The 22,723-nt window shown below is 63.6% G+C and carries 28 protein-coding genes; 18 read left to right on the forward strand and 10 right to left on the reverse strand.

Annotated features, from left to right (window positions below; translation table 11 throughout):
- The 3 genes from NA5_RS06445 to NA5_RS06455 form a co-directional block, all read right to left on the reverse strand.
- Window positions 1-438: a type II toxin-antitoxin system Rv0910 family toxin gene (locus tag NA5_RS06445; protein WP_062982896.1), complete on the reverse strand. Its 438-nt coding sequence runs from the start codon at window positions 436-438 to the stop codon at window positions 1-3.
- A gap of 58 nt (window positions 439-496) precedes the next feature.
- Window positions 497-1,702, reverse strand: a complete 1,206-nt coding sequence (locus NA5_RS06450) for a lipid-transfer protein (RefSeq protein ID WP_062982898.1) — start codon at window positions 1,700-1,702, stop codon at window positions 497-499.
- A 497-nt stretch (window positions 1,703-2,199) separates the two neighbouring features.
- Window positions 2,200-2,853 carry a TetR/AcrR family transcriptional regulator gene (locus NA5_RS06455; protein ID WP_062982899.1) on the reverse strand — a complete coding sequence of 218 codons (654 nt, stop codon included), beginning with the start codon at window positions 2,851-2,853 and terminating at the stop codon, window positions 2,200-2,202.
- Window positions 2,854-2,885: 32 nt separating this feature from the next.
- On the opposite strand from NA5_RS06455, the gene NA5_RS40190 reads away from it, so the two are divergent.
- Window positions 2,886-3,059, forward strand: coding sequence for a hypothetical protein (locus tag NA5_RS40190; protein WP_245672118.1), 174 nt, complete (start codon window positions 2,886-2,888; stop codon window positions 3,057-3,059).
- A gap of 66 nt (window positions 3,060-3,125) precedes the next feature.
- Window positions 3,126-4,022, forward strand: a complete 897-nt coding sequence (locus NA5_RS06460; RefSeq protein ID WP_062982901.1) for a LysR family transcriptional regulator — start codon at window positions 3,126-3,128, stop codon at window positions 4,020-4,022.
- Between the two features lie 114 nt (window positions 4,023-4,136).
- Here NA5_RS06460 and NA5_RS06465 read toward each other — a convergent pair whose 3' ends face one another.
- Both NA5_RS06465 and NA5_RS06470 read right to left on the reverse strand, forming a co-directional pair.
- Window positions 4,137-4,691 (reverse strand): TIGR03086 family metal-binding protein, encoded by a 555-nt coding sequence (locus NA5_RS06465; RefSeq protein ID WP_062982903.1) that lies wholly within the window; start codon window positions 4,689-4,691, stop codon window positions 4,137-4,139.
- Window positions 4,692-4,730: 39 nt separating this feature from the next.
- A complete protein-coding gene (locus NA5_RS06470; protein ID WP_062982905.1) occupies window positions 4,731-5,936 on the reverse strand; it encodes an alpha/beta hydrolase family protein in 1,206 nt (401 codons plus the stop codon).
- Between the two features lie 94 nt (window positions 5,937-6,030).
- Between NA5_RS06470 and NA5_RS06475 the strand changes: the two genes are divergently transcribed.
- From NA5_RS06475 to NA5_RS06485, 3 genes are all read left to right on the forward strand, one after another.
- On the forward strand, window positions 6,031-6,621 hold the full coding sequence (locus tag NA5_RS06475) for a TetR/AcrR family transcriptional regulator (protein WP_062982907.1): 591 nt from the start codon (window positions 6,031-6,033) through the stop codon (window positions 6,619-6,621).
- 88 nt (window positions 6,622-6,709) lie between these two features.
- Window positions 6,710-7,861: an epoxide hydrolase family protein gene (locus NA5_RS06480; protein WP_062982909.1), complete on the forward strand. Its 1,152-nt coding sequence runs from the start codon at window positions 6,710-6,712 to the stop codon at window positions 7,859-7,861.
- 58 nt (window positions 7,862-7,919) lie between these two features.
- Complete coding sequence (locus NA5_RS06485; protein ID WP_062982911.1) at window positions 7,920-8,333, forward strand: nitroreductase family deazaflavin-dependent oxidoreductase; 414 nt, start codon at window positions 7,920-7,922, stop codon at window positions 8,331-8,333.
- Between the two features lie 85 nt (window positions 8,334-8,418).
- Here the strand turns inward: NA5_RS06485 and NA5_RS06490 are convergent, their stop codons facing one another.
- The gene (locus NA5_RS06490) at window positions 8,419-9,636 is read right to left on the reverse strand and encodes a helix-turn-helix domain-containing protein (protein ID WP_062982913.1); all 1,218 of its coding nucleotides are present in this window, start codon (window positions 9,634-9,636) and stop codon (window positions 8,419-8,421) included.
- 167 nt (window positions 9,637-9,803) lie between these two features.
- Between NA5_RS06490 and NA5_RS06495 the strand changes: the two genes are divergently transcribed.
- The 11 genes from NA5_RS06495 (at window position 9,804) to NA5_RS06540 (ending at window position 17,606) form a co-directional block, all read left to right on the forward strand.
- Window positions 9,804-10,097: a hypothetical protein gene (locus NA5_RS06495; RefSeq protein ID WP_062982915.1), complete on the forward strand. Its 294-nt coding sequence runs from the start codon at window positions 9,804-9,806 to the stop codon at window positions 10,095-10,097.
- Window positions 10,094-10,390: a hypothetical protein gene (locus NA5_RS06500; RefSeq protein WP_062982918.1), complete on the forward strand. Its 297-nt coding sequence runs from the start codon at window positions 10,094-10,096 to the stop codon at window positions 10,388-10,390. The genes NA5_RS06495 and NA5_RS06500 overlap by 4 nt, the downstream gene beginning before the upstream one ends.
- A 318-nt stretch (window positions 10,391-10,708) precedes the next feature.
- Window positions 10,709-10,933, forward strand: a complete 225-nt coding sequence (locus tag NA5_RS06505) for a hypothetical protein (protein ID WP_062982920.1) — start codon at window positions 10,709-10,711, stop codon at window positions 10,931-10,933.
- 310 nt (window positions 10,934-11,243) lie between these two features.
- The gene (locus NA5_RS06510) at window positions 11,244-11,711 is read left to right on the forward strand and encodes a DUF4279 domain-containing protein (RefSeq protein ID WP_062982922.1); all 468 of its coding nucleotides are present in this window, start codon (window positions 11,244-11,246) and stop codon (window positions 11,709-11,711) included.
- Between the two features lie 197 nt (window positions 11,712-11,908).
- Window positions 11,909-12,367 (forward strand): hypothetical protein, encoded by a 459-nt coding sequence (locus NA5_RS06515; protein ID WP_062982924.1) that lies wholly within the window; start codon window positions 11,909-11,911, stop codon window positions 12,365-12,367.
- Window positions 12,368-13,162: 795 nt separating this feature from the next.
- Window positions 13,163-13,645 (forward strand): tyrosine-type recombinase/integrase, encoded by a 483-nt coding sequence (locus NA5_RS43130; protein ID WP_371856378.1) that lies wholly within the window; start codon window positions 13,163-13,165, stop codon window positions 13,643-13,645.
- Complete coding sequence (locus NA5_RS41765; protein WP_218020059.1) at window positions 13,560-13,979, forward strand: tyrosine-type recombinase/integrase; 420 nt, start codon at window positions 13,560-13,562, stop codon at window positions 13,977-13,979. The genes NA5_RS43130 and NA5_RS41765 overlap by 86 nt, the downstream gene beginning before the upstream one ends.
- Before the next feature lie 352 nt (window positions 13,980-14,331).
- Window positions 14,332-14,889 carry an RNA polymerase sigma factor gene (locus NA5_RS06525; RefSeq protein ID WP_084483954.1) on the forward strand — a complete coding sequence of 186 codons (558 nt, stop codon included), beginning with the start codon at window positions 14,332-14,334 and terminating at the stop codon, window positions 14,887-14,889.
- Window positions 14,886-15,818: a hypothetical protein gene (locus NA5_RS06530; RefSeq protein ID WP_062982926.1), complete on the forward strand. Its 933-nt coding sequence runs from the start codon at window positions 14,886-14,888 to the stop codon at window positions 15,816-15,818. The genes NA5_RS06525 and NA5_RS06530 overlap by 4 nt, the downstream gene beginning before the upstream one ends.
- A 190-nt stretch (window positions 15,819-16,008) precedes the next feature.
- Complete coding sequence (locus tag NA5_RS06535; protein ID WP_062982928.1) at window positions 16,009-16,695, forward strand: hypothetical protein; 687 nt, start codon at window positions 16,009-16,011, stop codon at window positions 16,693-16,695.
- A 305-nt stretch (window positions 16,696-17,000) separates the two neighbouring features.
- Window positions 17,001-17,606, forward strand: coding sequence for a hypothetical protein (locus NA5_RS06540; protein ID WP_062983326.1), 606 nt, complete (start codon window positions 17,001-17,003; stop codon window positions 17,604-17,606).
- A gap of 203 nt (window positions 17,607-17,809) precedes the next feature.
- Here NA5_RS06540 and NA5_RS06545 read toward each other — a convergent pair whose 3' ends face one another.
- Both NA5_RS06545 and NA5_RS06550 read right to left on the reverse strand, forming a co-directional pair.
- Window positions 17,810-18,301 (reverse strand): hypothetical protein, encoded by a 492-nt coding sequence (locus NA5_RS06545; RefSeq protein ID WP_062982930.1) that lies wholly within the window; start codon window positions 18,299-18,301, stop codon window positions 17,810-17,812.
- A 90-nt stretch (window positions 18,302-18,391) separates the two neighbouring features.
- The gene (locus NA5_RS06550; protein WP_062982932.1) at window positions 18,392-19,021 is read right to left on the reverse strand and encodes a DUF4352 domain-containing protein; all 630 of its coding nucleotides are present in this window, start codon (window positions 19,019-19,021) and stop codon (window positions 18,392-18,394) included.
- A gap of 310 nt (window positions 19,022-19,331) precedes the next feature.
- On the opposite strand from NA5_RS06550, the gene NA5_RS06555 reads away from it, so the two are divergent.
- Window positions 19,332-19,613, forward strand: a complete 282-nt coding sequence (locus NA5_RS06555; protein WP_062982934.1) for a hypothetical protein — start codon at window positions 19,332-19,334, stop codon at window positions 19,611-19,613.
- 126 nt (window positions 19,614-19,739) lie between these two features.
- The gene (locus NA5_RS39130; protein ID WP_245672119.1) at window positions 19,740-20,006 is read left to right on the forward strand and encodes a nitroreductase/quinone reductase family protein; all 267 of its coding nucleotides are present in this window, start codon (window positions 19,740-19,742) and stop codon (window positions 20,004-20,006) included.
- On the opposite strand, the gene NA5_RS06565 is transcribed toward NA5_RS39130, so the two are convergent.
- Both NA5_RS06565 and NA5_RS06570 read right to left on the reverse strand, forming a co-directional pair.
- Window positions 20,003-21,142, reverse strand: a complete 1,140-nt coding sequence (locus NA5_RS06565; RefSeq protein ID WP_062983328.1) for an MFS transporter — start codon at window positions 21,140-21,142, stop codon at window positions 20,003-20,005. The two genes, NA5_RS39130 and NA5_RS06565, sit on opposite strands and share 4 nt — an antisense overlap.
- 241 nt (window positions 21,143-21,383) lie before the next feature.
- Complete coding sequence (locus NA5_RS06570) at window positions 21,384-22,601, reverse strand: NADP-dependent isocitrate dehydrogenase (RefSeq protein ID WP_062982936.1); 1,218 nt, start codon at window positions 22,599-22,601, stop codon at window positions 21,384-21,386.
- Window positions 22,602-22,723: the final 122 nt, after the last annotated feature.

The following is a 22,723-nucleotide window of genomic DNA, read 5'->3' on the forward strand; positions in this document are numbered from 1 at the left end:
TCAGGCCGAGGCCAGGGCGTCGAGCTGTTCGAGCGACCGGTCCAACTGCTTCAGACCGTCCTTCTCGACCGCCTTGCCGAGCGCGCCCTTGATCAGCGCGCCCTCGAAGTCACCCGAGACCAGGATGGTACTGCCGCCATCGCCCTTGGGCCGGATATCGAAGGTGAATTCGGTCTTCACCCCGGCCATGCCGGTGCCGCCGAGGGTGAGCTTGGTCGGCTGCTCGACCGCGACGACGGTCCATTCCAGCTTGTTCGCCATGCCGAGCATGACGATCTTCGCGACCAGCTTCGCCCCCTCGACCAAGGTGGCGGGCGGCTCCTCCATGAAGCGCTCGTGAATGGTGAACCACTTGTCCCAGGTCTGCGGGTCGGAGACGACCGCCCACAGCGCATCGGGAGTGGCGTTGACGTCCTTGGTGGCTTCGATATGGCCCATGAATTACTCCTCGTCGAGTGAATGTTGTTGCTGCATTACGGCTTTCGCCGAGCAGCGTTCAGCGGTCGGCCCGCTGGTAGGCCGTGACGACAGCCGCGCCACCGAGGCCGATATTGTGCTGCAGCGCGGCGGTGACGTTGTCGACCTGGCGCTTGTCCGCGGTACCGCGCAGCTGCCAGGTGAGTTCGGAACACTGCGCCAAACCCGTTGCGCCCAGGGGATGTCCCTTGGAGATCAACCCGCCGGAGGGGTTCACCACCCACTTGCCGCCGTAGGTGGTCTGGTTGTCGTCGATCAGCTTTCCGGCCTCACCCTCGCCGCAGAGCCCGAGGGCCTCGTAGAGCAGCAGTTCATTGGCGGAGAAGCAGTCGTGCAGCTCGATGACCTGGAAGTCCTCCGGACCGAGGCCCGCCTGCTGGTAAACCTGCTGTGCGGCTTGGACATTCATGTCATAGCCGATGAGGTTCCTGGCGGTGTTGTCGAAGGTGGAGGCGAAGTCGGTGGTCATCGCCTGGCCGACGATCTCCACCGCCTGAGCGGCGAGATCGTGCGAATTCACGAATTCCTCGCTGGCCAGCACGACCGCGCCCGAACCGTCCGAGGTCGGCGAACACTGCAGCTTGGTGAGCGGGTCGTAGATCATCCGCGAGGCCAGGATGTCATCGAGCGAATACGCGTCCTGGAACTGCGAATACGGGTTGTTCACCGAATGTTTGTGATTCTTGAAGCCGATCTTCGCGAAATGCTCCGCGGTGGTGCCGTATTGCTTCATATGCTCGCGCCCGGCCGCGCCGAACATCCACGGCGCCACCGGGAAAAGCACCTCGGAGATCTCCGCGAGCGCCATGACGTGCTTGGCCATCGGCTGTTCACGATCGTCCCAGGTGGAACCGAGTGAGCCGGGCTGCATCTTCTCGAAGCCCAAGGCGAGCGTGCAATCGGCCAGACCACCCCGAATCGCCTGTGCCGCAAGGAAAAGCGCGGTTGACCCGGTCGAGCAGTTGTTATTGACATTGACGACCGGAATGCCGGTCATCCCCAGTTCGTAGACCGCGCGCTGCCCGGAGGTGGATTCGCCGTAGACATAACCGACATAGGCCTGCTCGACTTCGCGATAGTCGATCCCGGCATCAGCCAGGGCTTTGGTACCCGATTCCCGCGCCATATCCGGGTAGTCCCAAGCGCTGCCGTCCTCGTTCTTACGGCGGCCCGGCTTCTCGAACTTCGTCATGCCGACGCCAACGACGTAGACCTTGTTCGCCATCGAACTCCTCACGTAGCACCTGACCCGGTGTGACCATGCGCCGACTTCACCAGCCCGCACGGACCGAGTCGAACAGAAACAAACATACAGAGCTGTATGTAAGCCTGCAATAGTTCGAGGCAATCCGGCACATAAACGAGAGAACTCCCAGCTCAGTGCGCCCTGGAGCGACATGCCGTGGGGAGCGAACATTGCGCCATCCACCAAGGGGTAATCGTGAATCTTCTGGCCTGCAGGCGCACGAAGCGCGGATAGTCGACGCGCCGGGGATCTACGCGATAAGCGACAGGCAGAGTCCGCCACCGGCCGCGCGCCGGGCATACGGACGCTGGTACCAGCAGGAAGATGATCGACGCCAGATGCTGCTCGCCAGTCCCGAGTGAGCGCGCTCTTCGGTGCGATCAAGCAAGGATCAGAGTCCGCGCGCCTGCTGATCGCCTCGGCACCGGTTGCGGCATCCAGCAGACCGCCGGGTCGAAAAGCCCAGTGGCCGTTGGCTATTCAGCGGGACGCAGCAGCGGTCGCGCGGACAATGCGACAGTGGCGATTTCCCGCAAATGCACCGAGGCCCGCCGCCAACGCCGATGCGCCCGTTCGGAATCCGGATCGATGAAGTCGGACACCAGGATTCCGCGCAGTGCGTCCATCGCGGTGTAGACGAAATCGCGAGCTTCCTTGCGCCGCATCTCATCCGGGACGAATCGAGCGACCGCCATCAGCACGGCATTGTTGACGAACGGCTCGACCTTCTCCATCGCCGAGGCGAGCACCGGATCGGTCCGGCCCGCCACCCACAACTCGGCGGTCGCGATGAACAGCGGCCCCTGATGTAGCTCCCAGAGGAAGTCCAAGGCCGCCCCGACCGGATCGTCACCACCCTGAACCCTGGACATCTCCCGCATTGCGGTCTCCGCGCGCAGCTGCGCCAGATGACTGATCGCCGCCACCACCAGATCCGTCTTGGACCCGAAGTGGTGCACCTGCGCACCGCGGGTGACCCCGGCCCGCTCGGCGACCCGCGGCGTCGTGGTCCCCGCGTATCCGTATTCGACCAGGCAGTCGATGGTGGCATCGAGCAGCCGGGTGCGCATCTCACTACTGCGCTGCTCCTGCGTGCGACGCTGCTGCTTGGACGCTTCGAACCTGGTCATCTCGGCGATTCTACACTTACATACAGATCTGTATGTTCATTGCCGCGGTGCACCGATCCCAACCGAGGGCCCGCCATCGCGCCTTCATCGTCGGCGCGTGGCTCGCGCACACGGTGCAGTGGCCGATCTACCGCTTTTGGGACTTCGAGCGAGGACGCTTCACGGCGCGTCCCGGTGCCGCGCGGATTTCCGCCGTGGGCGACTGAGCAAGATGAGCGCGTTCGGTCGAAAAATGGTCTGATTGGCTGGCGTAACCGATCAGGAGCACCACGATGGAACTGAGAGATATCGAGATCTTTCTGGCGCTGGCCGAGGAATTGCACTTCGGGCGGACTGCGGAACGGATGTATCTTTCCCAGGCTCGGATCAGCCAGTCGATCAAGAATCAGGAACGTCGTATCGGGGGGCGTCTCATCGACCGGGGCAACCCGCGCAATATCCAACTCACCGCGCTCGGCAAGCAGCTGCTCGACGACCTGCGCCCCGCCTATCACGATCTAACCCAGGCGATCGAGAACGCGCGCGCGACCGCGCAGGGCGCGGCTCGGGTGCTTCGCATCGCGATGATCGGTTTCAATTCGTATGACTACCGGCCGTTTTGGGAACTCTTCCGAACCCGGCACCCACAGTGGGAACTACAGATCCGCAATATCGAATTCGTCGAACAGTTCGACCCATTGCGACGCGGCGAGGCCGACATCGTCATCGCGTGGTTACCGGTCGAGGAACCCGATTTGACGGTCGGGCCGATCATCTCGACCGAACCCATGGTGGCCATGATGGGCGACGACCACGAGCTCGCGGGCGAAAAGCACTTATCCCTGGAGGTTTTCGGCGATCGCGGCGTGCTGGCGCCGAGCAAACCGATGCCCGACTACTGGGAAGACGCGATCAGCCCCTTCTACACACCACGCGGACGCCCCATCGAACGCGTTTCCACCGTCTCGACGGTGGAAGACATCCTGACGGTCGCCAGCACCCGCGGCGCCTTCACCATGGGCATGAGCCATGTCGCCCGCTATTACAACCGCCCCGGTATCCGCTACGTGCCGATCAGCGATTCACACCTGGTCCGGTGGGCGCTGGTCTGGCGCGGCGGCGGTGAAACCGAGCAGATTCGCGCGCTGGCGAGCGTTGTTCGCGAGTTGGGCCCGCTGGAGCAGAACTGACCGCCGCGGTCGGACGCGACCGAGCTGACCGCGGCGGCCAGCGGCGGTCGGTGACGCGACGAAGGCAGACGGCACGGCAAGGGCCCGCGGCGACCATGCAACGGGCCACAGGGCTCAGGCTCGGCCGACGTAGGCGAGCAGCCGACGGTGCGCGGGAGCATCGCCGGATACCGCTACCTCCGGACCGAACATCCCTGGTACGCGGAAGTTTTCGATGCCCATTTCAGACATGATCGCCAGCAGCTCCGCGCACAGCTGCTCATCGAGCGAGTGCACCTGTCCAGTGGCGACCGCCAGATCGACACCGTGCACGACGAGTTCGGTCAAGTGGATCACCGCCGCCATCGGGCCGGGCACCTCACCGAAGCCGAGACGCACCTTCTGCTCGAGTGCGTCGGGGCGATGCCAGGCCGCGCGGTCGAGCTCGGCCGCCTCGGCGTAGGCGCCCTGCGGATCGGCGCCGAGCCAGTCGTCGTGGTGGTCGCGGACCGGGGTCAGGCCCTGCAGTTGCGCGGCAAAGATATTCATGCCGCCCACCAGGTGATTGAGCAGTTCGCGCAGGTCCCATTCCCGGCACGGCGTCGGCGCGGTCATCTGTTCCGCGGCAATCCCTTTGACGATGCCGCCGGTCATATCGATGGCTCGGTCGATGCGGTCGATCGTGTTCATGTCAGGTCTCCTGGAAAGTATCGAGCAGCTGGGCAACGGTTAGGCGCGGTCGAAGGTGTCGTCGAGCCAGTCGTAGATGCGAGCGAATGCGAAACGTTGTGCGCCGGACTGGCAATGGGCATCGGCGCCCTGCTCGACGGTGAACTCGAACAGTGTCTTCGGGCAGGTCAGATGCGCGAACAGGCGTTCGGGCTGCCCTTCGAAGAAGCCATCGTCGGCGCCTGCGCAGACCAATGTTGGGCAGGCGATCTTCTCCGCGATGCCCTCGCGGAGGTGGTAGTCGAGATAGCTGGCGGCGAAAGCGCGCGGCGTGCTGACGCCCATGGCATACATGCCATGCGAAATCGCCCAGCGCATAATGGGATTCGCTGTCATCGCCGCCTCGAGTGCGGCATCGAGCTCCGGATCGTCCGCGGCGCGGAGCCTGCGCTCGAGTTCCGCACGTTCACCGGGCAGACCCGCGGTGGAGATGTCGCCGAGGTCGTAGATGCCATCGACGGCGATCAGGGCGGCGACCCGCTGGTCGAATGCGGCGGCGCGCGGCGCTAGGACACCACCCATGCTGACCCCGAGCAGCGCGATCCGGTCGGCATCCACTTCCGGTCGCGCCGCAACGTAATCGAGCACGGGGCCGACGACGTTCTCCCAGTCCGGACGGAAGGCCAGCCCCTGGTGGTGTCTGGTGCCCGGCTGCCCCGGACCATCGAAGCTGAGCACGTGGTAGCCACGCTCGACGGCCGCTGCCGCGCCGAAGAAGTGCATTTCCTCGACGGTGCCGTCGAACCCGTTGTGCATCACCACCGTTGGACGCTGCTCACCCGAGTCGTCCGCGCGATAGAAGTAGCCGGGCAGGGTGGAGCCTTGGTACGGAATCAGCACCGGCTCGATCATTTGGTCCGCGAGTGCGATTGCGGCGCGGAAGCATTCGACCGACGCATCGTAGGCGTGCCGGATGCGCGGATCGGCGGCCTTGCCGTGCAGGAAGAATTCCGCGGCGCGGTAGTAGTTCGACGCGCGCAGAAAGCCGTCGCGGGCGCTGACCCGATGCGCCGTCCGCGCCGCGGCCGCCACTCGATCCGCCGTTGCCAGCCACTCGTCGTACCAGCTGTCGTAATCGTCGGGGACGATCCGCTGGACGGTGACCGCGACCTCACCGAAATCCGCTCCGCCATAGGCGATGTGACCGAAGGTGCGCAGCGTCTCGTACCAGAACGAGTGGTTGTCGGGAAAGAAGATCGGTTCCATGTCAGCTCCTAAACGCAGTTGATAGCGGCATTAAGAGCACGATAGCGAGCGTAGGCACGCAAACGCAAGTCGCTACTGCGTTAAGATGGGAGTCATGGAGAAACAAGCCCGCGCCCGCCGTCCTGGAGGTCGCAGCGCCCGCGTGCGCGCGGCGGTACACCAGGCGGTCACCGAACTGGTCGCCGAACGCGGCTACGGCAACTTCACCGTCGCCGATGTCGCGGCGCGCGCCGGTGTCGCCGATACCAGCATCTACCGGCGCTGGGGCAATCTCGAGGCGCTGGCCATGGAGGTGACCGTCGATCGGCTCGGCACCGAGTCGGCGATACCGAATACCGGTTCGCTCGAGGGTGACCTGCGCGCCTATGCCGCCAAAGCGGCCCGCGATGTCAGCGGGCCAGACGGATTGGCGTTGCTGCGCACGATTCTCGCGCTGCTCGATACCGGCGCGGCGGGCGAACAGACGCGCGATCGCTTCCTCGCCGAACGCGCGGACCAGGTCCGTGCCATGCTGGATCGGGCCACCGCCCGCGGCGAAGCGGCCCCCGAGGTACTGGAGGTGGTCGACATCATCCTGGCCCCGCTCTACACCCGCACCCTTTTCGGCACGGGCCCGCTCACCGACGACTATGTCGATTCGCTGGTCGACCGGCTACTGCACACGGCAGCCGATAAGCGAAAGTGATCGAAAGACAGTCGGATTCGGCGTTGTTCCGGCCGCGCGACTCTCGCAGGCTGAAGCGGCACATTGGCAACACACCGCTGGAGCAGACGTGTCCGAGATCAAACCCTTCCGAATCGCGATCCCGCAGGCCGACCTGGATGACCTGGCATACCGCCTGACGCACACCAGGTACGTCGCGGAACTGCCCGCTCGGCAGATCGCGGGCCGGGTGTACCCGGACGTGCCGGTGCGGCCCGGCTGGGAGTACGGCGTTCCGCTGTCATTCGTCCGCCCGCTGCACCAATACTGGCGCGACAGTTTCGACTGGCGCGCACAAGAGCGGCGGCTCAATGCATTTCCGCAATACATGACCGAAATCGGTGGGCAGCCTATCCATTTCGTGCACGTCACCTCGCCGGAGCCCGACGCGATGCCGCTACTACTCGCACACGGTTGGCCGAGCTCGTTCACCGAATTCCTCGGCCTGGTAGGCGAATTGACCAATCCACGCGCACACGGCGGTGATCCGGGCGACGCCTTCCACGTGGTGATACCGTCCTACCCCGGCTTCGCCTTCTCGGGACCGACGCACACCGCCGGTTGGCACCCGACGCGCATAGCGGCGGCATTCGACGAGCTGATGAACCGCCTCGGCTACGACCGCTACGGTGTGCACGGCAACGACTGCGGCGCCATCGTCGCCCCCGAGCTGGGCCGATTCGCCCCGGACCGAGTCGTCGGCGTGCACGTGACCCAGCTTTACTCCTTTCCGAGGCGCGAGCCGGGTGAGCTCGACGGACTCAGCGAATACGAGCTCATCATGGTGTACTTCGGGCAGAAATTCCGCGCGCACGCTATCCACAACGCCGCCCAGCAAGCGCAGCCGCAGACCCTCGGCCACGCGCTGTCGGATTCCCCGGTCGGCCAACTCGCCTGGAGCGGCCAGGCGCTGGTGAACGCGATGAGCACCGACGAATTGCTCACCAATGTGGCGATCTACTGGTTCACCAATACCTCGGCACCCGCGGCCCGGTTCTACTTCGAGCACGATCGCGCGCCCGCGCCGACGCAGCCAACCACCGTGCCGATCGGGCTGGCCTCCTTCGGTTTCGACTTCAAACCGCCGCGCAAATTCGCCGAACGCGACCATCGCAACCTGGTGCAATGGCACGAATACGACCGAGGCGGACACTGGGCGGCCCACGAAGCCCCCGACCTGCTACTCGCCGACCTGCGCGGATTCTTCAAAAAGGTCATCTGAGCCGACCGTATATCGGCGACGATTACCTCGACCCGATCTCTCGATCCGAGGAGTGCAGATGGCCAACGATTGGAACCAGAACATCATCGCGGAATTCCGTGCGAATGCGGGCAAGGTCGGCGGTCCGTTCGAGGGCAAGGATTTGCTGCTACTCACCACGACCGGCGCGAAAACCGGACTGCCGCGCACGAATCCGGCGGCCTACATCCGCGACGGCGACCGTCTGGTGATCATCGCGTCCAAGGCAGGCGCACCCGATAACCCGGACTGGTATCACAATCTGCTGGCCAATCCGAAGGTCACGCTGGAGATCGGCACCGAGACCATCGAGGCGACGGCAACCCCGATCACCGAGGGACCGGAACGCGATCGGCTCTACGCCGCGATGGTGCGGGTCATGCCGGGCTTCGCCGAATACGAAACCAAGACAAATCGGGTGATTCCCGTCGTCGCGCTGGAACCCAGCACCTAAGCCACTGAGCGACGACCGGCCCAGCAGTCACCGTCAAAATGCACTGGTGCAGCGTATTGTCCTCGATCGTGCCGCTGTACTGCTCTCACGCGGGCACGACGCCGACCCGCTGAGCGAGCCGCCCGAGGTCCCCGGCGGTAAGGTCACGCCGCGCGGTCCGCATCATGTGCCCGACGAGTTCGCGCACTGCAGACATGGTGCGGACATGCTGGGGCGCGGCGTGTTCGGCCCGCAGCAGGGCGTACAGCGAGTCGCGGTAGTTCTTCCGCATGGCGTGCGCCTTGCCGATTTCCACGAAGTACTGAGCGCGCCGCCCCTCGTTCGGCAGATCGTCAGGTGACAACGTCGACGCGAGGGCGAGCACTTGTCCAGGTTCGCGCCGCTCCATGGCAGCGGACATGCGCCACAGTGCGACGTTCGTCGGGACGAATGAATCATTTTGTGCCACAGATGTATTTGGTTCGGCCCCGGCCAATCGGTCCGCCTGTTCGGCTGCCTCCACGAGATGCGGTTCCGGGTCGGCGCCCATCGTGGCGGCCACCATCGATGCTTGAAGGTGCAGCATCCCGTACGTCTCGATCTCGCCGACAGTGCGCACATCGGCCGCAATCTTCTCGGCGGTATCCATCGTCGTGGCCAATGCGGCAGGCAGCGCACCGGGACGCGACAGCATGATCTGTCCTTGGCTAAACGCAGCCGCAGCGAGCGCGGCGGGCGCACCGACATGTTCGGCTGCGCGTTCGGCCTCCTGTGCCGCAGTCCAGGCCAGAGCGTGATAGCCGCGCGCCCGCAGCGCCGATGCGACCCCGTAGGCCACGACTCCTAATACGTCCCATGCCCTTTCAGCGTTCGCGCTATCGGTATCGCGCACATGCCGGTAGGCATCGGTCAGCATTGGCGCAAGCATCGGCCCGAGCGTCACGTAATCGCAGTCGTTGCGGAGCTTGGTTGCCGTGCGGGTCAGCGCTGCCAGTTCGTCAAGGGTGCGCGGCGGTCTGGTGTCGGTCACATTGCCCCGCGTCCACAGGACGGTTTCCAGCTCGGGCACAGCTGCGTGGAAACCGGCGGTGGACGGGTCGAGCTTGTCTTGCTCGTGGCCGGTCAGGTCGCCGATGGTGACGCCGAGCGCCGCAGCCAGGGCAAGCAACGTGCGACGGGAGTCGACAGGTCGTTCGCCGTTCTCGTACTTGGCGATTGCCCCACGACTGAGCCCCGCCCGGTCGGCAAGCACCTGTTGCGATATGCCCCGTCGCGCCCGGATCGCGCGTACTCGCTGGCCGATGTACCGGTCTTCGCTGTTCATGTGCGCTCCCTCGATGGCACTGACAAGGCTCATGTTACGTGCGCTGTCCCGCGGTGGGGCAATGTGCGGTCGCCGGAGCGCCAGGCTTCTGCATAGCCCCGCCGCCGGGTAGACAGCGCTCCTCGGCGGCGGGTGCCTACCAACTAGACAGCGGAAGGCGCAGGGGAATGGAAGCGCTCGCGTGGTTAGACCCGACATCACCGACTTCGGAATGGGACGAGGCCCAGATTTGTCGTTTGGCGCGGCGATTGGGCTACGTGCTGCAGTGGGCCGACGCGGGCTCAGTACTCGGTCTGGTCGAACAGGCCGCCGGGTTGGGCGTCGACGTGGTGCTGTTGCCGTCCTCGGCACACCTGGACGCGCAAACTCTGAATCGACTGATGGGGTTTGTTGATGTCGAATGCGCTTGCCCGCGTGAGTCTTTCGCCCGCTGGTCCGTGCTCGGCGGGGTGCACCGATGATCACGCTCGGGTGGGTGATCGTGTTCGGCTTGCCCGTGACCGTGGTGTTCGCGGCGATCGTCTGGCCGGAGCACATCCCGAAAGACCGTACGGGCAGGCAATCCGGCAACGTATCGAGTCCGAAGACGATCCGCCGCGCATGCACAAGCCCGACACGGGCCGGAACTTCTGACATTTCCATCAGTCTCGGCAAAGTTTGCTGTATCGGCCTAGATGTCGCCGATCGCGGATCCGCTCTTGCACCACCGGAAACGGCAATTCTGACCCCCGATACGCGGGAGGGCGACGTCTGACCCTCGATAGCGCTGAAGGGTGTTGCTACACCACGCTATTGGACGCAACCCTTCGGTCTGTAACGCTTCCCTGCCGGAGCAAGATCACTCTGCTGTGCGCGCTGGTGCGCGCACTTTTGTGCAGCAGAAGAGGAAATCATGAGAATCGTCAGGCACGCATTACTATTGGCGGCCGTTGTGACCTCCATGACCAGTGTTACGGCGTGCGGCGGAGGGTCCCAGTCGACTTCTGTGTCGACTTCTCCGTCGACGGGTAATGCCGCTGCCATCAGCGCTGGGCTGCAATCGCTTGCAGATACGGTTACCGGTCGCGGAGCGATGACGCCGACGGAGTTCGTTGCGATGTACTGCAAGCACCTTGCTACTGAGCCGAATACGACACAGCGTCAGATAGCAAAGGACCTCGCGCTGTCGGTTGCCGCCAACGACACCAAGGAAACGAAGACCACAGACGGCACCAAGATCGAGGCCGACCGCGAGACGCCGAATGCGTTGGCGTTCATTGCGCTAGTACCCGCTTGCCAGGTGTTCCCTCTCGGCTAGCTAGTTGGGGCCGTGCACGACCTAGACGACGCGATCGACACCCTCGCGGCAGTAATCGCCGAGAAAACATCTGCGGAAATCGGTGTCCGATCTCAGTGAATCTGGCCAATTCCCCGAGCGATCACCTGCGGATTGGCCAGATTGGTCGAGACGACGAAAGTCTCTGGGTCTCAGTGTTTCTGGCTAGTGCAGATTCCTGCGCAAGGTTGGACCGTTCACCGCCGAGCTCCCGAGCCGTGAACCGGTCTCAACAGCGTGAAGCAGGTAATTGAGTCGTTGGTCCCGAGGTGTTTGTGGTGGGATCTGCGGCGTGAAGATCAGCCAGTACTGCTATTTCTCGGTGCGGAGTACCTCGCTGTCGGCTGCGGACATGACTGCGAGGCTGGGGATGCAGCCGGACAAGGTGCTTGTCATGGGCAGCCGATCACCTGATCGTGTCCTTCCGCGTTTCCATGCCTGGCAGATCGTCTGCCGTAGCGACGAGAGCGTCGACGACCAACTTCACCATCTGATGGATCGGTTGGAACCGATTCGTGCCGAACTGGTCTCTCTGTGCGCCGACGACGATGTCAGCCCGGTAATGCAGGTCGTGCGCCATTTCGCTGATCCAGATGGCGTCGATGCCGCGCCCGATGACACTGCATGGGATCAGGCGCGGGAATGGCCCCGACCGCTGGGATGGCATCTATCGCTGACGGTGCTGGACTTCCTGCTGTCGACGCGAGCTGAGCTCGATGTCGACGAGTACGACTCGAGTGATGATGGGGACGACAGGTAGCCGCGATCCCGGGATTGGTCAGATTCATTGAAAACGTTGGCCAGATCGACCGAGACTTGGCCGACTTCGCTGAGATAGGACAATCGGCGGAAATCACGGCGGTTTCTGACCTCCGATAAGTGGGCGAACCCGGCGGCTACGCGACCGGCGAATCCTGAGAATCCGATGCCGCTTTGGTGCTCGTACCCTGTCGCGGTATGGCCTCCATTGCGATCGTGATTGCGCTCGGTTCCTTCCTGGCCTCCGTCGTCTGTGCGGTGAGCGCATACCGCAGCTCCCGAAATAGCGCCGCCCAGGTGCACGAAGCGCGCACCCCGGACTGGAGACCGACCTTCGAACCGGAGGGTGACGTACTGTGTCTGCGACTGCTGTCCAACCATCCGCTCGAAACGGTCACCGCGACAATCGTCGACGGCACCGGAGTCAGCTTCTCGACAAGCCAGGGGGGTGTCGATCCGGGTGCGGCTTCGCCCGTCCTGCAGGCCACTTGGGGGCCGATAGAGCCAGCCGACAAGGCCGCGTGGCGCCTCGCACTGAAAAAGGGACATGCCCGACTGCTGCACCTCCGCGTGCGCGGGACCAGTAGCACAGGTGAATCCTGGGACCGTCACGTCGAAGTTGAACTGCCTGCCGAACCGTGGGCTGTGTGGCGATGAAGCCTTGCCCGATCGCGGACGAGGGCCGGTAGGTGTCGAGAATCGATCGGTTCTTGGACACCTGGTCGTCCGGGCCGGAAGTCGCAGGGCCTCAACAATTTTGTGGTGTCCAGGAAACGTGTCGACCGGGAGCGCTTACCATCCCCGGCCAACGATCGCTCCATCTTCGACAACTGTGTCTGCATCGGGAGTGCTCTGGATGTGACCGCGGATCGTGCCTGAAACGATTAGCCGACCTTCGTTCTTGACGTTTCCCATACATGTCCCACGCAACGAGACAGTCCCGCCGGGGAGCACGTGGATGCCTTGGACCATCCCCGAAACGGTTGCTTGTGCACCCTCCTCGACGATGAGCGACCCGGTCACCATTCCAGAGAGGTTGAGATGTGCTCCCTGAATGACACGGACATCCCCTGTTGTCTTCGACGACTCAATAGTGCTCTTCGAAACAATCCTCGCCATCAGAACACCGTATCCGTGACGTGACGTAGGAGAGCTCAAATTTCTGTCATGCGCTGCGGTGGGCGGGGACAGCTCCAGCGGAGGAGTCCACCGACCGACTGTTGCCATATAACTACGGTTATCGGGCAAGATCACCTAGGATCGCGAGAGACGATCTGCGCGAACGCCTTCCGGCACGCAGCGTTCGGTTCCTGGTTATCGGGCAACTTCGAGGACGGCGATGGCGACCGGCACGATCGAGACCTCCAGTGAGCCAGAGGCATACCTGCCGCTTTCGGTACACATCGAGGACTCCTCACCGATCTGGCCGACGCGAACAAACCAGCAAACACGATCCGCGCCTACCGCGGGGATCTACTCGCCTTCGCCGAGCACTACGACGGCGACCTGGCGACGATAGGAGTCGAGCCGGTGCGGGCGTTCCTGTCCGAGATCGCCAGCCAGGCCCCGGCCACCCGCAAACGCAAACGCGCCGCCGTCGCGGCGTTCTGCCGGTGGGCGGTTCGCCACGATCGGCTCGTGGCGAACCCGATGGACAAGGTGGAGACCGTCTTCGTGCCCAAGACGCTGCCGCGCCCGGCGCCGACGGCCGATATCTACCGAATACTGGACGCGATCTGCGCGCGGCGACCACGCAAGGACCTCCCGGTCGATGTGCTGCGGGATCGGGCGCTGTTCGAGACCGCCTACATCTGCGGGATGCGCGCGTCGGAGGCGTGCGGGGTTGTACGTGGAGGACTTCGACCTCGCCCTCGACGACGAACACGTGCGCGTACACGGCAAGGGCGGCAGCGTGCGCTCCGTGCTGCTGGATGACCGCAACTACGTCGCTTTGGTCCGGCTCTACCTGTCCCGCACCGGCTACACCGCCGGACCGATGTTCCGCGCCAGCATCAACGGCACCGGCGGCCCGCTCTCGTACTCCGCCGCACATCACCGGTGGCAGAAGTACTGCGCCGCAGCAGGAGTCGAGCTCGACATCCACCATTTGCGCCACTCCCACGCGACCGAGCTGATCAACGCGGGCGTCTCCATCGAGGTGGTGCGCAAGCGCCTCGGGCACGCCTCCACCGAAACGACCCAGATTTACACCCTGCTGGCGGACAAGGTCGCCGACGCCGAGATCCGAGCTGCCCGTCGCCGCCGATGAATGCAGTACAGCACGCGCTGAACCCGGCTGACGCCTGGCGAAATAGTTTCCGGAATGAGTTCACGCGCAGCGGTTTCCGTGGCTCTATACAGAGACAGCTTGACTCACCCGACGAGAAAGACCGCCATGCCCTCCATCGTCGTCGCAATGGCCACCACCCTAGGAATTCATGGAGTTGCCCTGTGCGGGCTGTGGTTACGCCTACGGTGGCGGGCAGAACAGCAGCGGGGGCGCCGCCGGTATGTCGTCGCTCTGGCACGGGCCCTGCCCAATGGCAGCCGAGTAGACGATACGGACGCCGATGGTCAGCGCACACGGCTCACCATCGGTCCAGATCAGGAAACAGCAGCTCATGACTGACGAACAAGACCATCCGGCTGGCGAGCTGTATCCGGTCACATTCCCCGGCGGGGTCGGCTACCAAGCAACCCATCTCGCCGCCTTCAGTGCGTTCTACCGACAGTTCATACCGACCCTGATCGGGTTCTTGATGTGGCAGGGCGCCACCCTCTCGGACGCGGCGGAAATCGCCCAAGAAACCATGACGCGGGTCTGGCAGCAATGGCCTGAGATCCAACACCCCCAAGCGTGGGCACGAAAAGTCGCGGGCAGGGCCCTCGTGCGCCGTGTAGCCAGCACCACCGAATATCCCGTCGCCGACGTCCCGGAACGGTCGGCGCTGCTGCCGCCGAATATGGACATAGCCGCTTGGGAGCAGCGCCACGACATTCTGACCGCTCTGCGCGAGCTGCCACCACGTCAGCGACAAGTGCTGATATGGACCCTTGACGATTACACCCCCACCGAGATCGCCAACATGCTCCAGATAACCCCCGAAGCAGTTCGTTCCAATCTGTTCAAGGCCCGCCGCAAGATTTCCCTTCAGCTGAGTCCAGGTGAAGAACCATGACCGATCGACTTCCCGAGCACACTCTCGAATGGCAACTATTCGAGCGCTGGGCGATGCTGCGCGCCGACCTTGCCGCCACACTTGATATCAACGCTGGCTTGCGCGAGGTTCTGATCCCTGAGCAGCACCACACACTGATCGCCGATCTCGCCGCGGGACTGGACATCGAATCCGGGCTCGCCGCCATCGTCCCCGAAGCTCGTCCTCGGCTGCCGATTCGGCCCATACCCGAACGATATGACCCCACCACGAGCAGCATGGTCGACGACCTCAAGCTGCTCCCGCTCCACACCCGATGGATTCTGCGCAGCAACATGCTGTCCAAAGGACTTGAGCCAGCCTTCACGATGGCGGTCAGCATGGCCAGGGTGTGCGCGCCCGTCAAACCGCCCGGGGAGGGCGTGATGACCTCAGATGTCAAATACTGGGTTACCTGGCTCGATACGTATGTATCTGTCTTCGAGGCGTTGCTGGATAAGGTCGCGGGTTCGGCAAATATGGGTATAGACCTGCTCAAAACCCATGCCGAAGGGGCTCCGCAGCAGGTTGTGGACAAATTGACCGACGAGTGGATAGACCTGATCCAGGCTGCAGCGGAGCCCAATGATGAAATCGTCAGGCTTCAGAAGAAATTTGAGCGCGGCGCGCTGGGCCCTCACGAGCTCCAGCACTTCGTCGCTGTCCGCTTGAATGGGGCGATCGTCCAGTTGGTTCAGGCCATAAACGAAACTATCTACGCCCTTAACGATTTCGTCGGCGACGACTTCCGCGCGTCCAATGGTCTAGAAAAGATCCACCTCGATGGTTTGCGCTGGTCGCTGGAAACCAGCTTTCCACCCGACTGGCAGGAAGAGATCGATCGGGATTCTGTCCCGATCGGCGACGGGGTATTCGAAGTCCAGCAAGGAAACACCCGCACTCTAGTGTGAACAGCCCGAATGGGGAGGTTCCGCAGAAGATCGCGGAGGCCGCGAGCGGAAAGTGGGGGTTATCGGAGGCCAGAAACCCTCTACAAATATGTGCCCGAACTCCGCAGCGGCGGCCGGGTGGCCATCGAGAACTGACCACACTCGCGCGCGTCTGGCCCTTCGAGGACCAGCTCCTACGTAATTTGAGCTCATGGAAGACGAGACCTCTACGCCGAGGACTTCTCAGGAGTCCGCCGGTCCGGCTGAACCTTCGGTGCCAGCGTCCTCGTTCGACTTGGCAGCACTTCAACGCGATCTGCGGATCGCGACACGGAACGGACGATACGCGCTGGTCACCGCAGTCGCTGCAGCTGTGATTTCAGCTGGGATATCAGCGTGGGCATCCACCAGTGTCAGCAGCACGCAGCTGGACAGACAGGAGCACTTCGCCGCAGCGCAGGCGGTACGCACAGATCGTCGTGAGGTGTATGTGGAGTATGCGACTTCTGCCATCAACCTCAGCGCCCAGCTGCAGCGGATCAGGGCCACGTTGGGCGCCCATCCACCCGACCGTGCCACTATCACAGCGGAAATGAACAAACTTCAGGAACCTCTGCAAGCGCATATGCGCGCGGAAGTTGCGATGCGGATCGTGGGCAGCGAGGTGGGCCCCTCCCTAGAGCGCCGGGACCGCGCGATAACAGATTTGATGGTTGCACCCGACTCCTCCTTGGAGGTGGTCCGAAGCCACCTCGATCGTCAACCGGGCGCACTCACAGACGACGACGAGTGGCGCTGGGTCGCGACGGCGGGACTCACGGCGATCGAGAAGTTCCTGAAAGACACCAGCATCGACGAGATCGCTGAACGGGCGCGGGCAGACCTGGGATCTGGATGATTCGATGACGACGACGCGGTGAAGGCGTGGGCCGGATCCGTCGGCCTACCGCGACAACTGCGAACGGAGCAGACCGACGTCACTGACCCAACCGCCGACCTACGGTGACGTCATATCCGTTGTTTTCGCGCGAGTTATACCGGAACCCCAACCCCTGCCCGGAAACGATGTGGCTGGTTCCGGATCAGCTGTACCCAAAGGTGGTGCATGCGGAGATAATTCATCTGACAGGCCTGGAAACTGCCGCGTGGGGGAGAATGACATGCGCCACCGACCACGCATCGTCGCCGTCGGGATGGTTCGAGATGACATCGTTGGTACAGCAACTCCCCGCCCTGATCGGAGTGCTGCTCGGGGTTGCGGCCACCTACTTTTCGACCTCGGCCGCTGAGCGAGCACGATGGCGCCGAACTCAGGCGATCCGATGGGACGAGAAGAGGCTCACCGCCTACACCGAGTACGCCCACGCGGTGAAGAAAGTGATCGGTGTCTCAGTCCGGATCGCAGCACACCAGGGGATGCACCCCGACATTGACAAACTCCCCCTCGACGAAGGGTTGCTCGCCCTCGCCTCCGCGGAGGAGGAACGAGCGATGAAGTGGGAGTCGGTCCTGATGTTGGGAAGCGAAGACGCGGTCACCGCCGCCCGCAGTTGGCACGAGAGCGCCTTCTGTCTCCAGCTAATAGCAACCGGCAGAATCTCCGATGCGCCATGGGCGCAAGCAGTCGAAGCGGCAAGCCAAGCACGCCGCGGCTTCTATGAGGTCGTACGGAAAGACATCGGACTCGCTATCCGTGGTTCATCACAGAGCTACGAATGGCAACTAGCCCGGTTCCTCCAGATCGCGAGCACGTCCGAGGAAACTGAGCGCCGCACGCCGGAAATCCAGCCACCTGCGCCGAATCGCTAGCTGGACCGGATATCCGGACCACGTCGACGCCTAGCCCGGCAGCCTGTTCGACCAGACCGCGAGTGCGCTGCGCGGACTCAGGATGGGTCGGGTCCGCCACGTCGTGGGCTTCGCATTGTGTTTCAGCGTGCTGGCAGCTGGGCTCCGGTGTTCTGGAGTGCCTTGAGACGGGCGAAGAGGGCACCTGTATTTCTAGCGATGGATCACAACCACCCGGCCCGTGCAGGCACCGCGCGGCCGTCGCGAGTATGCACAACCACGTGCGGCTTCTCGCCGTCACGCACCGGCACCACCGCGAACACGAGCCCGTCAGCGCCTACCGGAACATCAGCCCGGCCCAGCTCCGAGACGACAGAGACCGTCACCGCATCCTCGGCCGCCGTACCGGACAGCGCATACCAGCGTCTACCGCTGGCCGAGCTGCCCCCCGACCGTGACGACGGCGACAGCGGCCAGTGATCCACAGTCTCAGCCGCGCGAGTGGCGGACACCCTCGCGGTGCCACACAGGAAATCCGGCGCAACCCAGCTTCCCTCACTGTGATCCATGAACACCACGTAGCGAGCCATCTGGGCGTCCACGAGCACCGCGACCGCATCACCGAGCACCACCGCCCCGACCGCCGACGCAGGCGCATCATGTTCAGAGACGCGCCTGACAGCAACATCGACCGCTGGATGCGTGAGCGCATCCATGACGCTCTCCTTTCGTCCAAGACTTCCAAGGATATGAGAAGTCGAAAAAAGGCCCCGGAGAGCCGATCTCTCCAGGGCCTTCGAGGGTTCCTACTTCAGCGACGCCTTCGCCCCACCGGAGAACGCCGAATCGTGGAACTCGATGGTGGCCGGTACCGCGTCCACCGGGACGTCGAACGCGATCGTCACCTCAATCTTGTTGCCAGGGTTGATGTCCGTCCCGATCACACTGTGATCGTTGACGTTGATTTCCGCCGCCGTGTCGTTGGTGAACTGGCGTCCCTGCGTATCGAACAGCTTCTGGTTGCTTCCGAAGTACGACTGAGGTTTGTTCGAGGTGTTGGAGACCGTGACGTGTACCAGGATGTATTGGCCCTGCGCATCCTTCTTCAGGAACTGGTTCGTTCCGGCCGTCTTGACGCCGACCTCAACGTTGTTCACCACGAATCCGAACTTGCCGTCGCGAACCTCGGCACCCAGCGCTGCGGCGGACCCGCCGCCCTTCGCGTTCGCGGCCGACCCGTCCGACGCAGCCGACGAGGCCGTGTCCTTCGACGAGTTAGCCGCAATCCCAACGATCCCGAAACACCCTCCGCACAACAGGACAATCGCGCCGATTACGATCCAAGGCCAGATTGCACGTTTCTTGGGTGGCTGCGGCGGGTATGGACCAGAAGGTGGGTACTGCCCGTAGGGCGGAGGCGGCGGTTGCATGGACATCTATTTGTTCCCCTCATTTGACGTGAACTGGCAACAATGCACCCAAACACTGCAAGTAGCAGCATGTTTGGGTCCCACGCAGCTGGACGACCGCGCAAGGATAGCGAGTAACTATCGACTCAAAAGTGCCCTCCGTTACGAACCTGGAGAACGCGTAACCCCCGGAGAGTTGCCTCCGGGGTTACGTCGCCCGCGAGTTGAGTTCTAGAGCGCCGAAAGCGCAATATGGTCGCGCCGGAACTCGGCACTGACGACGGCGACGAGGTCTTCCCCTCATCGAGGACATCGCGAAAAACCGCATTCCATAGCGTTGTTCGCCAAGCCCGGCGGCATCGACTTCGATGGACCGCTGTGTCGTCTCGATCAGGATGCCCGGTCGATCCTCAGCAACTCGAACGGCGATGATCTGCGGGAAACCATCGCGACGACCGGTGCAAAACCGGGCTGGATCTTCAGCAGTGCCTCGATGACGGCGAAAGTGTCAGCGTCGATGATCGGGGACCACTTTCCCGTATGCATGAGCTTTCACTCATACGTCATGAAGCCTGCGTTGCGCGGCTTTAGCAGCAACCGCCGAACATCCCGCGAGTGAAACTCCTTGCCTTCCCGGACAGTTCGTAGTCCGGCCTCGTTCCATTCGCGCACAATCTGCCGGAGGGGACACGCCCGGCAGAACACGATTTGCGGCGGAGTTGATCGCGGCGGCATCGTCTTCGACGTGCGTGCCGCCATCCTTCTGGTGATCATCGCGTCCAAGGCAGGCGCACCCGATAACCCGGACTGGTATCACAATCTGCTGGCCAATCCGAAGGTCACGCTGGAGATCGGCACCGAGACCATCGAGGCGACGGCAACCCCGATCACCGAGGGACCGGAACGCGATCGGCTCTACGCCGCGATGGTGCGGGTCATGCCGGGCTTCGCCGAATACGAAACCAAGACAGATCGGGTGATTCCCGTCGTCGCGCTGGAACCCAGCACCTAAGCCACTGAGCGACGACCGGCCCAGACCGTCACCGTGAACAGCAGAACGCCCAGCACCGCCAAGCCCGCACCGACGGTAGCGGGCGCGGTGTAGCCGAGACCCGCCGCGATCACGAGTCCGCCCAACCACGCGCCCGCCGCATTGGCGATATTGAGCGCCGCGTGATTGAGCGCCGCGGCGAGGGTCTGAGCGTCGGCGGCGACATCCATCAGTCGGGTCTGCAGACCTGGCGCGAGCGCCGCACCCGATGCGCCGACCAAGAACGCGCTGATGGCCGCCGTATACGGATTGTGCGCGGCGGCAACGAATCCCGCCAGGATGACCACCATGGCGATCATCGAAACGTAGATAGCCCGGTCGACGCCGCGGTCGGCCAGAATGCCGCCGACGATATTGCCTGCCACCATCCCGAGTCCGAACAGCATGAGCACGAACGGCACCAGGCCGAGCCGCAGACCGGCCACATCGGTCAAGGTGGTGGTGATGTAGGTGTAGACGGCGAACATGCCGCCGAAGCCGATCGCGCCGACCAGCAGGGTCAGCAGCACCTGCGGGCGCCGCAGCGCGCCGAGTTCGGTCATCGGATTGGTGATCCGGATACCGTGCAGCTCCGGAACGAATCTGATCAGGGCCGCGACGGTGGCGACACCGATCACCGCGACCACCACGAAAGCATCACGCCAGCCGAGATGTTGGCCAAGCCAGGTCGTGCTGGGAACGCCGACAACGTTGGCGGCGCTCAATCCGAGCATAACCGCGGCAACCGCCTTGGCGCGCTGTCCCACCGGCGCCAGGGTCGCGGCGGCCAGCGACGCGACACCGAAGTACGCGCCGTGCGGCAGGCCCGATAGGAACCGCGCGATGACCAGAGTTTCGAATGTGGGCGCGATAACCGTGGCAGCATTTCCGATGGTGAACGCCACCATCAGGGCGACAAGCAGCCGTTTGCGCGGCACCCGCGCGGCCAGTGCGGCGATCAGCGGAGCACCGACGACAACGCCGAGCGCATAGGCCGATACCGCATGCCCTGCCGTCGGCTCGGACACGTTCATGGCGCTCGCGATATCGGGCAGCAAACCCATGGTGACGAATTCGGTTGTGCCGATTCCGAATCCACCGAGGGCCAGCGCCAGCATCGCCGGAATATGCCAGTCCGTCCGCTCGGCCTCGGCGAGTACTGGGGTCTGCGTGGCAACGGATCCGGTCACGTATTCATGTAACCGCCCGGCGACTGCTTCTGCTTCCCGGGCAAAGGTGAGTTCCCCCACGTGAGCGTCGAGAAACAGTGCGGGCACCCGTACCACCGAGTGGTGCGGGTGCCCGTATGTCGCTCCCGGCGCTGGCTCTTGCCCAGCGCCGGGTATTCAGTTCAACCGGTCAGCGCAGGGCGCGGGCCAGGTTGGCGTCGAGCGCACCGAGGAACTCCTCGGTGCTCAGGTAGCCCTGATCGCCGCCGACGAGCAGCGCCAGGTCCTTGGTCATCTGGCCGCCCTCGACGGTCTTGATGACGACATCCTCGAGTGTCTGCGCGAAGCCGATCACCTCGGGGGTGTTGTCCAGCTTGCCGCGGTGCTCGAGGCCGCGGGTCCAGGCGAAGATCGACGCGATCGGGTTGGTCGAGGTCGGCTTGCCCTGCTGGTGTTGGCGGTAGTGCCGGGTGACGGTGCCGTGCGCGGCCTCGGCCTCACAGGTCTTGCCGTCCGGGGTCAGCAGCACCGAGGTCATCAGGCCGAGCGAGCCGAAGCCCTGGGCCACGGTGTCGGACTGCACGTCGCCGTCGTAGTTCTTGCAGGCCCAGACGTAGCCGCCCTCCCACTTCATGGAGGAGGCGACCATATCGTCGATCAGACGATGCTCGTAGGTGAGGCCCGCCGCATCGAACTGGGTCTTGAACTCGGCCTCGAACACCTCCTGGAAGGTGTCCTTGAACATGCCGTCATAGGCCTTCAAGATGGTGTTCTTGGTCGACATGTAGACCGGGTAGTTCTGCTGCAGGCCGTAGTTGAACGAGGCCCGCGCGAAGTCCTCGATGGACTTCTTGAAGTTGTACATACCCATGACGACGCCGCCGTCCTCGGGCATCTTCACGACCTCGTGCACGATCGGCTCGCTGCCGTCGTCGGGGGTGAAGGTGAGGGTGACGGTGCCGCCCTGGAAGACCTTGAAGTCGGTGGCGCGGTACTGATCGCCGAACGCGTGACGGCCGATGATGATGGGCTTGGTCCAGCCGGGGACCAGACGCGGCACATTCGAGATGATGATCGGCGCCCGGAAGATGGTTCCGCCGAGGATGTTGCGGATGGTGCCGTTGGGCGAGCGCCACATCTTCTTCAGGCCGAATTCCTCGACCCTGGCCTCATCCGGGGTGATCGTGGCGCACTTGACGCCGACACCGTGCTCCTTGATGGCGTTCGCCGCGTCGATCGTGACCTGGTCGTCGGTCTTGTCCCGATATTCGATGCCGAGGTCGTAGTACTCGAGGTTCACATCGAGATACGGGTGGATCAGCTTGTCCTTGATGAACTGCCAGATGATCCGGGTCATCTCGTCGCCGTCGAGTTCGACGACGGTGCCTTCAACCTTGATCTTGGACATGGATCTTCGTGTCCTCCTAGGATGGTGCCCTTATTGCACGGCCAGGCGAACACGCTTGTGAGCGGACCCCAGCTGTTCCAACAGACAACGTATATGTCCCGCGTTGTCGGCGAGACATGTGG

This window comes from Nocardia anaemiae NBRC 100462, from assembly GCF_001612725.1.
Classification (GTDB): domain Bacteria; phylum Actinomycetota; class Actinomycetes; order Mycobacteriales; family Mycobacteriaceae; genus Nocardia; species Nocardia anaemiae.